This window comes from Actinomyces israelii DSM 43320 (assembly GCF_000711965.1).
GTDB lineage: Bacteria > Actinomycetota > Actinomycetes > Actinomycetales > Actinomycetaceae > Actinomyces > Actinomyces israelii.
In genome coordinates, this window is sequence record NZ_KL544004.1 from 95,468 (window position 1) to 108,851 (window position 13,384).

13 protein-coding genes are annotated in these 13,384 nt (G+C 71.0%); 2 read left to right on the forward strand and 11 right to left on the reverse strand.

What is annotated here, in order from left to right:
- Positions 1 to 30: 30 nt before the first annotated feature.
- The gene (locus O145_RS16205; RefSeq protein ID WP_229118649.1) at positions 31 to 717 is read right to left on the reverse strand and encodes a fructose-6-phosphate aldolase; all 687 of its coding nucleotides are present in this window, start codon (positions 715 to 717) and stop codon (positions 31 to 33) included.
- Positions 718 to 752: 35 nt separating this feature from the next.
- Positions 753 to 3,215 (reverse strand): glycyl radical protein, encoded by a 2,463-nt coding sequence (locus tag O145_RS16210; RefSeq protein WP_084682694.1) that lies wholly within the window; start codon positions 3,213 to 3,215, stop codon positions 753 to 755.
- 148 nt (positions 3,216 to 3,363) lie between these two features.
- Between O145_RS16210 and O145_RS16215 the strand changes: the two genes are divergently transcribed.
- Positions 3,364 to 4,143, forward strand: a complete 780-nt coding sequence (locus O145_RS16215) for a 4Fe-4S cluster-binding domain-containing protein (RefSeq protein ID WP_043564839.1) — start codon at positions 3,364 to 3,366, stop codon at positions 4,141 to 4,143.
- A 162-nt stretch (positions 4,144 to 4,305) separates the two neighbouring features.
- Here O145_RS16215 and O145_RS16220 read toward each other — a convergent pair whose 3' ends face one another.
- The 8 genes from O145_RS16220 to O145_RS16255 form a co-directional block, all read right to left on the reverse strand.
- The gene (locus O145_RS16220; protein ID WP_229118650.1) at positions 4,306 to 5,499 is read right to left on the reverse strand and encodes a PTS transporter subunit EIIC; all 1,194 of its coding nucleotides are present in this window, start codon (positions 5,497 to 5,499) and stop codon (positions 4,306 to 4,308) included.
- A complete protein-coding gene (locus O145_RS16225; RefSeq protein ID WP_043564840.1) occupies positions 5,496 to 6,572 on the reverse strand; it encodes an ROK family protein in 1,077 nt (358 codons plus the stop codon). Before O145_RS16225 ends, O145_RS16220 begins: the two co-directional genes overlap by 4 nt.
- Positions 6,573 to 6,832: 260 nt before the next feature.
- Entirely contained in the window at positions 6,833 to 7,627 is a 795-nt protein-coding gene (locus O145_RS16230) for a DeoR/GlpR family DNA-binding transcription regulator (RefSeq protein ID WP_043564905.1), read from the reverse strand.
- Positions 7,628 to 7,855: 228 nt separating this feature from the next.
- Positions 7,856 to 8,431: a dihydrofolate reductase gene (locus tag O145_RS16235; protein ID WP_043564907.1), complete on the reverse strand. Its 576-nt coding sequence runs from the start codon at positions 8,429 to 8,431 to the stop codon at positions 7,856 to 7,858.
- A 70-nt stretch (positions 8,432 to 8,501) separates the two neighbouring features.
- The gene (locus tag O145_RS16240; RefSeq protein ID WP_043564842.1) at positions 8,502 to 9,368 is read right to left on the reverse strand and encodes a thymidylate synthase; all 867 of its coding nucleotides are present in this window, start codon (positions 9,366 to 9,368) and stop codon (positions 8,502 to 8,504) included.
- Complete coding sequence (locus tag O145_RS16245; RefSeq protein WP_043564844.1) at positions 9,365 to 10,051, reverse strand: hypothetical protein; 687 nt, start codon at positions 10,049 to 10,051, stop codon at positions 9,365 to 9,367. The genes O145_RS16240 and O145_RS16245 overlap by 4 nt, the downstream gene beginning before the upstream one ends.
- A 64-nt stretch (positions 10,052 to 10,115) precedes the next feature.
- Positions 10,116 to 10,559 carry an OsmC family protein gene (locus tag O145_RS16250; protein ID WP_043564846.1) on the reverse strand — a complete coding sequence of 148 codons (444 nt, stop codon included), beginning with the start codon at positions 10,557 to 10,559 and terminating at the stop codon, positions 10,116 to 10,118.
- A 222-nt stretch (positions 10,560 to 10,781) separates the two neighbouring features.
- Positions 10,782 to 11,279 carry a DUF2505 domain-containing protein gene (locus O145_RS16255; protein WP_043564848.1) on the reverse strand — a complete coding sequence of 166 codons (498 nt, stop codon included), beginning with the start codon at positions 11,277 to 11,279 and terminating at the stop codon, positions 10,782 to 10,784.
- 52 nt (positions 11,280 to 11,331) lie between these two features.
- Between O145_RS16255 and O145_RS16260 the strand changes: the two genes are divergently transcribed.
- Positions 11,332 to 12,804 (forward strand): sensor histidine kinase, encoded by a 1,473-nt coding sequence (locus O145_RS16260; protein ID WP_043564850.1) that lies wholly within the window; start codon positions 11,332 to 11,334, stop codon positions 12,802 to 12,804.
- A gap of 111 nt (positions 12,805 to 12,915) precedes the next feature.
- Here O145_RS16260 and O145_RS16265 read toward each other — a convergent pair whose 3' ends face one another.
- Positions 12,916 to 13,164 (reverse strand): WhiB family transcriptional regulator, encoded by a 249-nt coding sequence (locus O145_RS16265; RefSeq protein ID WP_008729815.1) that lies wholly within the window; start codon positions 13,162 to 13,164, stop codon positions 12,916 to 12,918.
- Positions 13,165 to 13,384: the final 220 nt, after the last annotated feature.

Sequence of the window (13,384 nt, forward strand, 5' to 3'; positions counted from 1 at the left end):
CCCCGGCTCGGGTCGGCCTCCCCGGCCCGGCTACAGCAGGGTCTCGCGCCCGAAGGTGCCCGCCCAGTCCCGGGTGAAGCCGGCCAGGGCGGCGGTGACGTCGGCGGACTCCAGGGCGCCGCGCACCACCTCGGGGGCCGCGGTCACAGCGTGCGCCCCGGCGGCCAGGGCCCGGTTGACCTGTCCGGCGTTCTTGAAGCTCGCCGCCAGGACCTTCGAGCCCGTGCCGGCCCGGTCGGCCATCGCCGCCAGGTGGGCCACCACCGCGTAGGGGTCCACATCCAGGCTGGCCATGCGGTTGACGTAGGGGGCCAGGTAGTCCGCCCCCGCCGCAATGGCCATGGTGCCCTGAAGGCGGGTGTAGACGGCGGTGGCGGTCACGCGCACGCCGTCGGCCTTGAGCGCCTTGATGGCGCGCAGGCCCTCCTCGGTCACCGGGACCTTGACGTACACCCCCTCGTCCACGCCGTCGAGGAGGGCACGGGCCTCGGCCAGCATCCCGTCGGCATTCGGGGCGATCACCTGCACGTGCAGGCCGCGCTCGGCGCCGATGATGCTCCGGACGGCGCGCAGGTGGTCCAGCAGGTCCACCGCGCCCTCCTTCTTGATAATGCTGGGGTTGCATGTGATCCCCGTCAGGGGGTAGATGTCCGCGCCGGCCTCGACCTGGGCGAGGTCGGCGGTGTCGAAGAGGATCTCCAGTCCCGTGGTGGTCATATCCGTGCTTCTGCTCCTCGTCCTGTCCGCCCGGCTCAGAGGCTCTGCTCCGTGCGGGCGATAATGTCGTCCTGCGTGGCCCGGGACAGCACGTTGAAGAAGGCGGAGTAGCCGGCCACGCGGACAATGAGGTCGCGGTGCTTCTCCGGGTGGGCCTGGGCGTCCAGGAGGGTCTCGCGGGAGACCACGTTGTACTGGACGTGGAAGCCCTCCAGGCGGTTGAAGAAGGTCCGCAGCATCATCATGAGCTTGGCGCGGTCCTCCGGCTTGCGCAGCATGGAGGGGTTGACCTTCTGGTTGAGCAGGACTCCGCCGGTGATGTCGTGCGTGGGGAGCTTCCCCACGGACTTGAAGACCGCGGTGGGACCGTTGACGTCGGCGCCGTGGCTGGGGGAGCAGCCCTCCGCCAGCGGCTCGCCGGCGCGGCGGCCGTCGGGCGTGGCGGCGGTGCCGGCGCCCTGGGGGACGTTGGCGGAGATGGAGGAGGTGCCGGCGTAGTAGACGCCGCCGATCGGGCCGCGGCCGTAGCGGGTGTTGCGGCTCTTGCGGATCTCGTCAATGCAGCTGTTGTAGGCGTCCACGAGCAGGGCGTCGACGTAGTCGTCGTCGTTGCCGTACTTGGGGGCCGCCACGAGCTGCTCGCGGATCTGCTCGCCGCGCTCGCCGGCGAAGTCGGACTGCAGGGCCGCCCACAGCTCGTCGGCCCCCATGCTGCGGTCCTCGAAGACGCACTTCTTGATGGCGGCCAGGGAGTCGCCCAGGTTGGCGATGCCCACCTGGAGGCCGGAGATGTAGTCGTAGACGGCGCCGCCCTCCTTCAGGGGCCTGCCGCGGCCGATGCAGTCCTCCACCAGGGCCGAGCACAGGATGTCCGGCACCAGCTCCTCCAGCGCCAGGTCGCAGGCCGAGTCCAGGGTGACGGCGGCCCGCTGGAAGGCGCGCACGGTTACGTCCCAGGCGCGCATGACCTCGTCGAAGGAGGTCATGTCCCCCAGGCGGCCGCAGGCCGGGGCCAGGCGCGTGCCCGTGGCCGGGTCGAGGCCGTCGTTGAGGGCCACCAGCAGCGTCTTGGGGAAGTTGAGGAAGCTCATGCCGGTGCAGCGGTAGCCCCACTTGCCGGGTACGGCCACCTCCACGCAGCCGATGGCGGAGAAGTCGCGGGCGTCGGCGGGGTCGACCCCCTTCTCAATGAGCGAGGGGATGATGACCTCGTCGGAGTTGAAGGCCGGCATCCCGAACCCCAGGCGCATGACCTCGACGCACTCGGAGAGGAACTCCTCACTCAGCCCCCGGTGGTAGCGCACCGTCAGGTTGGGCTGGGGCAGGTGGGTCTGGGCGACGGCGCGCAGCACCACGTAGGAGAAGGCGTTGACCGCGTCCCTCCCGTCCCGGGTCTGCCCGCCGACGGTGACGTTCTGGTAGAGCGGGCCGCCGGCGGAGAAGCGGGTGTGGGACCAGCTGCGCAGCTTGGCCACGGTGATGACCTTGAGCCACAGGTTGGTCAGCAGCTCGGTGGCCGAGTCCCGGGTGATGCGGCCGGCGGCCAGGTCGGCGTCGTAGAAGGGGCCCATGTACTGGTCGAAGCGCCCAAAGCTCAGGGAGTGCCCATTGGACTCGATCTGCAGGACCGCCTGGATGAGCCAGACCGCCTGGACGGCCTCGTGGAGCGTGGTGGCCGGGTGCTCGGGCACGCGGCGCAGGATCCGCGCCATCTCGGTCAGCTCGGCGCGGCGCTCGGCGGCCGGCTCGGCGGCGGCCAGGTCCTCGGCCAGGTCGGCGTAGCGGTGGGCGAAGGCGATGACGGCGTCGATGACGATGAGGACCGCGCGGTAGAAGTAGGACTTCCTCAGGCCCTCGGCGTCGGTGGCGTCCAGGGCGTCGAGCGCCTCCCGGGTGCGCCGCTTGTAGGCGGCCAGGCCCTCGGCCAGGAGCCGCGGGTAGTTGACCGCGATGTGGGCGTCGCCGGAGGTGATATTGCCCTCGGGGTGGATGATGCCCAGGTCGTAGAAGACGCGCGCCTGCGGCGGCATGTTCGCCAGCCCGTGCTCCTTGAGGGTCCGCCCCTCCCAGAAGGGGGCGATGTCCCGCAGGGCCTGCTTGGTCTCCTCGGTGATGGTGTAGCGGTCGCCGGGGCGCTTGTCGAACTCGTCGAGCTCCTCGATGACCCAGTCCATCGCGTACTCGGGCATGATGGCGCTGGCCCGGTTGGTGGAGGCCAGGTTGCCCGCGATGAGGGTCTCGGGCTCGATGTAGATGCTCATGCCCTCCAGGACGGAGCGCAGCATGTGGGCGCGCCTGAGGACGACGGGGTCGGCCGCGTGCTCCCGGTAGACGCGGGTGGTGATGGTGGCCCGCTCCGCGCAGACCGATGGCGTGGTCTCCAGGAGGCGGTCGCGCCAGGCGGCCATGCGCGGGGTGAGGGCGCCGAAGTGCGGCTCGGGGGCCGCCTGGGCGGCGTCGGCGCCGCGGGTGGATGCGGGGGCCTGGAGGATGGTCATTGCTGCTGTCTCTCGTTGTGGGCGGCCGGCTGCCGCGGGCGGGTCGGTGGGGCCCGGGGGAGGGAGGTTCGCCGGATCTCTTGCTCCCTTCGAGCACAAGTATATATACTTACGAACGAAAGATACAAGTACTTGCGGAGGAGTCTCGGTGCCGGCTGACAGGGGGCAGGTCCTCAACATCCAGAAGTTCTCCATCCACGACGGGCCGGGTATCCGCACCGTCGTCTTCCTCAAGGGCTGCCCCATGAGCTGCCCCTGGTGCGCCAACCCGGGGTCCCGCAAGCTCCAGGCTCTCCAGGTCCACGACCCCGACCGGCCCGGGGTCCTCGTGCCCGACTCCAGGCAGTGGACGGTCCAGGAGGTCCTCGACGTCGTCATGCAGGACAGGCCCTTCTACGAGGAATCCGGCGGCGGGGCCACCCTGTCCGGGGGGGAGGCCCTCGTCCAGCACCGCTTCGCCGTCGCCCTGCTGGACGCCTTCCGTGCCGAGGGCCTGAACAACGCCATCGAGACCACCGGGTACTGCGCCCCCGCCATCTTCGAGAAGGTCCTGGACCGTATCGACACCCTCCTTATCGACGTCAAGCACTGGGATGCCGTCGCCCACCGCGTGTGGACCGGTGTGGACGACGCGCTGCCCAAGGCGAACCTGCGCCGCGCCCTGGAGCGGGGTGTGCCCACCGTGGTGCGCATCCCCTGCGTCCCCGGGGTCAATATCACGCGCGACGACGCCCACGGCTTCGCCCGGGTCCTGCGGGGCCTGGGGGTCGAGGAGGTCCAGCTCCTGCCCTTCCACCAGTTCGGGGAGCGCAAGTACGAGCTGCTGGACTGGGAGTACCGCTTCTCGGGGGTGCCGGCCCTCCACGAGGAGGACCTGGAGGATTTCCGCCGCACCCTGGCCGGCGACGGCGTCGCCGCCTACTTCTAGGCGTCTGCTCTCAGTCCCGGCCCCGGGCCGCCACTCTCCCGCCCGGCTTCAAGCGCCCGGGGCGACGGTGTCCTCGCCGCAGGAGCGCGGCGAGGACACCGCCCCGGGCCGGGGCCGGGCCCCGGAGGCTGTGCGAGGCGCCTTTCCGGAAGTCCGGCCTTCTCACGTGCGGATCGCCTCACCGTCCTTCAGCGCTGCCGGCTCACTGGGGAAGCGCATGATGAGTGAGAGCGCGAAGGCCAGGACCATTGCGCCCAGACACCCGACGGCCATCAGGGCGAAGCCGTGGCCCAGGAAGACCGGCAGGGTGGCCAGGCCCGGGAAGGCGAAGCTCATGGCGGAGGCCCCGGAGGCTCCAACGATGGCGCCTCCTACGGCGCCCGAGATGCACACGGCGACCAGGGGCTTCTTCAGCGGAAGGGTCACGCCGAACATGGCGGGCTCGGTAATGCCGAAGCAGGCGCTCATCGCGGCGGACAGGCAGATCGCGCGATAGGGGCGCGAGCGGGTCTTGATGCACACGGCCAGGCAGGCGCCTGCCTGGGCGAAGACCGCTGGGGCGAAGAAGGCCAGGATCGTGTCCGATCCGAACTCGCTGATATTGCTTATTGCGATGGGCACCAGCGCCCAGTGGAAGCCGAAGAGCACCATGAGCTGGATGAGTCCTCCCAGGATCGTACCGGCGGCAACGGGGCTCAGTGCGTAGACCCAGTTGTAGCCGGCGGCCAGGGCGCTGCCGATCGTCGTGCCGAGCGGCCCCAGCGCGACCAGGGTGGCGCCGCCGACGACGAAGACGCTGATCAGTGGGGTGAAGGGGCCCTCGACAACCTCGGGCAGCAGGCGCCTGCACGCCGCCTCCACGTAGCGCAGCAGCACGACGGCCAAGATGATCGGGATGACGCTGGCGGCGTAGTTCACCTTCCCCACGGGGATTCCTACGAAGGTGACGGGCTGGCCGCCGGCGAGCGCCTCTGTCAGCTTCGGGTAGAGCAGCACCACGGCGATGAAGACGGCGGTGAAACGGTTGGCCTTGACCAGGTTCGCCGTGGTGAAGGCCAGGAAAACCGGCAGGAAGGCGAAGAACGCGTCCGCCATGGCATTGAGAACGGCGTACGCGGAGCTCTCCGTGGGGAGCCGGCCGGTCATGGTCAGGGCCGCGAGCAGGCCCTTGAGGATGCCAGCGGCGGCCAAGGCGTTGAGCAGCGGAAGGAAGATCTGCGAGATCGCACTGATGGCCGCATCGAGCAGCCCCCGGGGTGAGAACCCGGAGCCCTTCGAAGTGGTGCTCTCCGGCGGCTCAGGGCGGTTCTCGGGTGCAGGTGCCGGCTGCTCGGCGGGGTGCGCGGCGGTGCTCACTGGAACATCAGCTCCGCAGCGCCGATAATGCCGAAGTCGTTGCCGAGCTCGGCCTCCTTGAAGTACACGGGCATGTCGTTGTCGTTGTAGGCGTCGAAGAGCTCGCGCACGCGGGGAAAGAGCCGATCGCCGAAGTTGAGCAGACCGCCGCCGAAGACGAAGCAGTTGATATTGAGCAGCACGTAGAGGTTGTAGGTCCACACCGCCATGTACCGGGCCATCTGCTCCACCGCCCACCGGGCCAGCTCGTCGTCGGCGTCCCAGGCCTCTTCCAGGGTGCGTGCGGTGATATTCTGCGCGCCCCCGGCGAGCTCGGGCATCATGGACGCCGCGCCCGCCTCAAGACGGGCGCGGACATGCTTGACGATCATGGACCCAGAGCAGTACGACATGAGGCAGCCGCGGTTGCCGCAGCCGCACTCGATGCCCTCGCCCGGCGTGACGATCATGTGCCCCGACTCCCCGGCCCAGCCGTAGCGGCCGCGGAAGAGGTCGTTGTTGATAATGATGCCCGAGGAGATACCGGTCGACACCGGGCAGTAGAGCATGTGCCGGAATCCCCGCCCCGCCCCGTGACGGTGCTCGGCGAGCGCCCCGGTGTGCGCGTCGTTGTCGATGAGGACGCGCACGCTCCCTCCCAGGGCGGCCCTGAGATAGGAGCGCGCCGGGACGTCGTGCAGCAGCGGAAGGTTGGCTGTCTTGATGATCCGGCCCTCCTCGTACAGGACGTAGGAGGGCATGCCGATGCCGATGCCGCGGAGCTCGTCGATCTTCAGCCCCTGGTCCTCAGCCAGTGCGCGGCAGGTCCCGACAATGCTGTCGAGGAACTCCTCGGGGGAGGCGGAGGGGTCGGCGGGGACCTGGACGCGGCTGGTCAGCTCGCGCTCCCCGTTGAACAGCCCGTAGGCGACCTTGGTTCCGCCGACGTCGACTCCGATGGTGAAGCCGGTGCGGGTGGTGGGCGTGAAGACGGATGAGCTGGTGCTGCGGGGCAGCGTCTCAGTTCCGGGCGGCCGGGTGTCGCGCTGGCGGCGCAGTGAGCCAATGTGCTCAATGGGTACGGTCAGAGTCATAGTAGGCACCTCTCTGTGCGGATTCCTTGGACTGGTTCGCGGTACGCGGATCATGGACAGGTACAGGTACCTGCCATTGGCCGCAATGGCCCGGGGCCGGCTCCCGGTTGGAGCCGCCCTGAGGCTTCACGGGTGGAAGGACGGGTGCGCGTCACGGACCCGGCGGCCAGTGGCCGGGGCCTGCGCTGTGGATGTCGGGATGGCGCCTCGGGCGTGCCTCGGCGTCGGCCGGGCGGCCTCGCTGCCGCCCGGTGACTGGACTAGAGCCTGTGGGGGCGAGCCTTGCGGTCGCTCACCGCTCCGTCGGGCGCGACCGTGGAGACGTCAACGCCCGCGGAGGTCAGCTCCTCGACCATCTGCTCGCTGATCGCCGCATCGGTCCACACACGGGTCACGGCGGAGGCCTCCAGCAGGGGGACCGGGCCGTGGGAGCCGAACTTGTCCGACTCGGTGAGGATGATGACGTGCTCGGCACGCTCGGCCATGGTGCGCACGGCCTCCGCCCTGAGCTGGTCCCTGCCGGTGAAGCCGACACGGGGGGAGAACCCGTCGGTTCCGATGAACAGCTTGTCGACAAGGAACTGACTGACGGCCTGGCGGATCATGGGACCCACCATCACCTGGGAGTCGTTCTGGTAGCTGCCGCCGAGCAGGATGGTCGAAGCGTGCGGCTGGCGTCTGATGTGCTCGGCGATGAAGGCCGAGTTGGTCACAATGGTGCAGGAGCGCTTGGTGCGGGCGATCTCCCCGGCCAGAAGCGAGCAGCACGATCCGGCCTCGATCATGACCGTCTCCCCCTCGGAGACGGAGCCCGCCGCCGCCTGCGCGATGCGGAGCTTGGCCGCGTAGTGGTGGGCGATCCTGCCCGCGGGATCGTCGCTGGACACCGGCGTCGCGATCCCCCGTTCCCGGCGTACCAGGCCCTGCTCCTCCAACGTGTCCAGATCCTTGCGGATCGTGACCTGAGAGACTGACAGGGCCTCGGCCAGAGCGGTGACGGATGCCTCGCCGTCGCGAGTAACGGTCTCGAGGATCGCCATTTGACGTGCGGCCATGGTGTGCATGCCTCCTTTCTACCCTATGCGGCGGGCTGATGGACACAAGCGTACGCAACCAAGAAAGTTGCAAAAAAGGGACATTAGTCCTTCGTTAGAAAGTTCTGAACTTTCGAACGGAAGTCTTGGTGGCGGTTCGTCATGCGGTGACACCTCCTCGCGCCGGTCCAGCGGACTGCGGGCGCGGACAACCGGGCGATGGGGCGGGAAAGGGGCGGCGCCCCGGCCTCACAGGCGGCGCCAGGTCTCCACGCGCCAGCGGGCGTCCCCGGAGACGGGGCGCCAGGTCCCCGGGGCGTCGGAGCGGGCGGGGTCGATGCGCCACTGCCGGGCGCAGACCGCCGGCGCCCGCACCAGGTCTGGCTCCGGCAGGCCGCGCTCGCGGGCCCGCTCGGCGGCGTCCAGGTCCAGGACGCTGACCACGAGCACATCGGGCAGCCCCGCCGCCAGGGCCTGGTCATAGACGCTCCCGCCGCCGATCACCCACAGCCTGGGCAGCCCCGCGGCCTCGCCCGTGCGGGGGTCCTCGCCGAGCTCGGCCGACAGGCCCCGGGCGGCCGCGGCCAGGCCCTGGCGCAGGCCGGAGGCGCGCAGCGCCCCCGGGGCCCGCCAGCGGCGGTCACGGGTGAGGACCACGTTGCGGCGCCCCGTCAGCGCCCCGGCCAGGGAGTCCCAGGTGGAGCGGCCCATGACCAGCCCGCAGCCCATGGTGGTGGCCCTGAAGTGCCTGAAGTCCGCGGGCACCCGCCACAGCATCCCTCCCCGCGCGCCGAGCAGGCCGGTGGCGTCCTGCGCCCAGATCATGCCCAGGCCGCCCGCCGGCGCCGCGGGCCGCACTTCCCCTCCGCTCACGGGAGCCCGGCTCTCGGCGCGCTCACACGGCCACCGGCGCCTTGATCGCGGGATGGTGGAGGTAGCCGGCCGAGGCGTCGATGTCCTCCATGGTGTAGGCGTCGATCGACTCCGCCGGCCTCAGGCGGAGCACGGGGAAGGGGTGGGCGGCGGGCACCCGGGAGAGCTGGGTGCGCACCTGGACGACGTGGTTGTCGTAGATGTGGCAGTCTCCGCCACTCCAGATCAGCTCGCCGGCCTCCATGCCGGTCTGCTGGGCGAGCATGTGGGTCAGCAGGGCGTAGGAGGCGATGTTGAACGGCACCCCCAGGAACAGGTCGGCGCTGCGCTGGTAGACCTGCAGGCTCAGGCGCCCGCCGGCCGCGTAGCACTGGAAGAAGGCGTGGCAGGGAGCCAGCGCCATGGCGCCCAGGTCGCCTACGTTCCAGGCGGACACGAGCATGCGCCGCGAGTCAGGGTCGTGGCGCAGGGTGTCGACCAGGCTCGCGATCTGGTCGATCGCCCCGCCGTCGCGGGTGGGCCAGCTGCGCCACTGCGCCCCGTAGAGGGGCCCGAGCTCGCCGTCGTCGTCGGCCCACTCGTCCCAGATGGTGATGCCGCGCTCGCGGAGCCAGCCCACGTTGGTGGACCCGCGCAGGAACCACAGCAGCTCGCCCTTGACGGCCCTCATGGCCACGAACTTGGTGGTGATGCGCGGGAAGCCGGCCCCCAGGTCGTAGCGCAGCTGGCGGGCGAACAGCGAGCGCGTGCCCGTCCCGGTGCGGTCGCCCTTGGGCAGGCCGTGGGACAGGACCTCGGCGAGGAGCTCCTCGTAGGCCACGTCGACGCCGTCGGGCGCCCGCAGCCCCAGCTCGCTCAGGGCGGGGTAGCGGTCCGCGGAGCGGCTCACGCGTCGATCACCTCGGCGCGGTCGGCCGGCTGCACGGCCGGGCCGAGCGCGGAGCGGGTGCCCTCGATGACCTGGTTGGCCAGGGCCCTGCCCCCGGTCCAGCCGATGGCGGCGCCGACCCCGAAGGGGATGAGGCGCCCCAGCGCAAGGGCGCCGCTCTTGGCGGCCACCCGCTTGGTCATCCGCCGCGTGAGCTGCTTGTTGACGGCCTTGACGGTGGGCAGCGGCATCTGCGCCAGGTACTGGGCGGCCCAGAACAGGGTGGTCAGGCCCAGCGAGCCCTGGATCGCCTCGGATCCCTCGCGTCCGAGCAGGGCCGACATCACCAGGGCCCGGCGCCTGTCGGTGTCGATGACGCGCAGTCCCTGCAGCTCGGCGATGGTGAGCACGTAGGTGACCGCCGAGGCCAGGAACATCGCGGTCTGGCCGATGGTCAGGGCCGTGGCCGTGCCCGCCCCCACCACCGGGAGCGCGGCCGAGGCCCCGACGGCGCCGGACGACAGGCCGGCCTCGGTGCGGAACCGCGAGGCCGCCAGCTCGACGAGCTCTGCCGTGTCGGCGCCGGGGCGGTCGCGGCGCATGCGGGCGATCCGCTCCTCGATGCGGGCGGCCGGGATGGCGAGTGCCTTGTCGAGCGCGCGCTCGAGGGCGGAGCGACCGGTGGAGCGGTCGGATGCGGCCATGGGGTACCTCCTGGAATGAGAGCCGGATGGGCGGGCCGCCGGGACCGGAGCCGGGCCGGGGACGTCAGTCCCGGTCGTCGAGCAGGTGCAGGCGCACCGAGGCGCCCTTCTCGATGGTGTGGCCGACGGTGCAGGCGCGCTCGACAGCGGCCTCCACCCTCGCGGTGAGGGTGTCGCGCTGCTCGGGGGTCAGGGCGGCGAAGTCGGCGACGATCTGGACGTCGAAGTCGCTGTAGCGCTCCTCATCGTCGTCCTTCAGGGTCGCGACGACGACGTTGGCCTCGAAGTCCTCGCCCAGCGCCCTGGCCAGCCGGTGGTCGGCCGACAGGGTGTTGCAGGTGCCCAGGGCGAGCTTGATGAGCTCGCCGGGGGAGAACTCGCCGGGCCCCGTGCCCACGCGCACCTGCGCGCCGCGGGCGTTGTGGCCCAGGTACTGACGGGTGCCCGTGCGCTCGGCCCACACGGAGTTGGACTCTGTCGGCGTGATGACTTCGGACTGCTCGCTCATGGCGCGATGGTGCCACGGCGACGGCGTCATGCGACGCAGGCTCGCGCACGGCGGAATGTTGAGTCGCAGTAACCCACAGCGAATCGCAGCGATCTGCGGCCGGCCGCAGCGCCACCGAGCCCTCCGGAGCGGGGCGAACAGGGTGTTCGGCCTCGCTCCGGAGGGCTCGACGGCGGCCTGCGGGGACGCGCCCTGGGCCCGCGGCCCCGTGTCTCAGTGCTTTCAGTGCTCGGCCAGCCAGGCGGTGGCGCGGGCCTCCTCGTCGGCGACGGCGCGGTCGGTGAGCGACATCGCCTTCTCCTCGATCTTGTGCCCCACCAGGGGGACGCTGACGCTCAGGTCGACCTCGATGGTCAGCTCGGTGGCGTTCTCGCCGGCCGGGCGCATCGCGGTGGTGGCGCCGGCGGTGACCGGCGCGCCCTTGAGGGTGATGTCGATGTCTCCGGTGCGGGAGCCGTCGTCGGCGGGCTCGCCCCAGGACTCCGCCAGGGTGAAGGAGATGGTGGAGCGCACGAATCGCTTGGCGGCGGCGGGCAGGAGGCTGGGCGGCACGGAGCCTGCGATTGTGGACACAAAGCCCTGTCCGCGCGCGGCCACGTCCACAGTGGCGTCCTCGAGCCCGAAACGGTCGACGCGGCCCTGCTGGTAGGCGGGGTCGGAGAGCATCGTGGCAACGCGCTGGGGGTCGGCTGGGTACGTCATGGAGATGGTTTTCCTCATGGGGCGATCTTGCCACGAGGACCGGGCCTCGCGCCGCCGGTAACATCGGGTTGTGCCCAACCTCCTGTCTCCCTCGACCCGCGGCGCCATCGATCTCCCTGCTGCGGACCTCGACTGGCTCCATCAGCTCATCGCCGACTGGCAGGTGATCGCCGATCTGTCGGTGTCCGACCTGGTGCTGTGGATCCGCACCGACACCGGTCGCTTCGTCGCCGTGGCCCACTGCCGTCCCGCCACCGGGGCCACCGTCCACCTCGAGGACGTCATCGGCCGGCGCATGCCCGCCGTTCGCGAGGCCCTGGCGCTGGAGACGTTCACGAGCGTGCAGGTCGTCGTCGCCGCCGACCCGGAGTGGACGGGCACGACCGCCGTGCGCGAGGAGTACGTGCCGGTGGTGCGCGACAGCGAGCCGATCGCGGTGGTCACCCGGGAGTCCTCGGTGGGGGTCATGCGGGGCGGGCGCATCGTCCACCAGGCCCAGGAGGACCTCGCAGACGCCCTGTGCCTCATGATCGCCCAGGGCGACTTCCCGATCCGCGGCGCCGCCACCGGGGTGCGCCACGGCACGCCCCGGGTGGGCGACGGCGTCGTCCGGCTGGATGACGACGGCCGTGTGGTCTACGCCTCGCCGAATGCGCGCTCCTGCTTCCACCGCCTGGGGCTGACCGACGAGATCGACGGGCACGTGCTCGCCGAGGCGGTCCCCGCCATCATCCCCGAGCGCACGCCCGTGGACGAGACGATGGCGGTGGTGCTCATGGGCCGCCAGGCCTGGCTGGCCGAGGTCGAGGTCAGCGGCGTGTTCCTGTCGATCCGCTCCATCCCCCTGCGCCGTGACGACCGGCGCATCGGGGCCCTGCTGCTGGTGCGGGACGTCTCGGAGATCCGGCGCCGCGAGCAGGCGCTGCTCAACAAGGACGCCACTATCCGTGAGATTCACCACCGTGTGAAGAACAACCTGCAGACGGTCTCCGCGCTGCTGCGCCTCCAGGCGCGCCGCGCCACCAACGACGAGACGCGCGAGGCGCTGGCCGAGGCCGAGCGCCGCGTCGCCACCATCGCGACGGTGCACGCGGCCCTGAGCCAGAACGTGGACGAGACCGTCGACTTCGACGAGGTCTTCGCCTCGGTGCTGCGCGGCGCCGCGGCCGTGGCGACCGCCAGCGGACGCGTGACCACGCACATCGAGGGCACCTTCGGCGTGGTGGAGGCCGATGCCGCCCAGGCGCTGGCCACCGTGCTCGCCGAGCTGGTCACCAACGCCGTCGAGCACGGGCTGGAGGCCCGCGACGGCACGGTGACCGTCACCGCCGAGCGCGACGGCGACGACCTGACGGTCCACGTGATCGACGACGGCGTCGGCCTCGAGCCGGGCACGGTCATGACGGGGCTGGGGACCCGGATCGTGAGCACTCTTGTGCACGGCGAGCTGCGCGGCGTCATCGACTGGCGGCCCGTGACCGATTCCGCGCGCGGCGGGCAGGGGACCGATGTCGTCGTGCGGGCCCGGCTCGCCCCGACCTGAGCGCCCTGGCCGCCCCGGGCGGACGGCGCGGGCCGCCCGGCGCTCCCCGGATGAGACAACGCCCGTCGGACCGATCGGTCCGACGGGCGAGGCGGGGCTGGTGGCGGGGCGTCAGGAGGAGCGGCGGGCGCGAGCCGCCCGGCGCTTGAGGGAGCGGCGCTCGTCCTCGCTCATGCCGCCCCACACGCCGGCGTCCTGGCCGTTCTCCAGGGCCCACTTCAGACAGGTGTCGACGACCTCGCAGCGGGCGCACACCTCCTTCGCCTCGGCGATCTGGGCGATAGCCGGGCCGGTGTTGCCGACGGGGAAGAAGAGCTCCGGGTCAACGGTGAGACATGCTGCCTGGCTGCGCCAGTCCATGAGGGCTCCCTTCGGGGGTACGTAGTGCGGCCGCCCCGTGCCCGCCTGTCCGAGCCGTGCTCGGAAATGAGCAACAGGTCGTCGCTTCCTTGGAAAACTTTCACACGCGTGCGGGGACCTGGCAAGAGTTCAGCGGTGAGAGGTGCGTCGACGGCATGTCATTATGCTCACAGCTGGGAGTATTCGGTCCCGGGCGCCTCGCGCTCACGACACGGCCCGG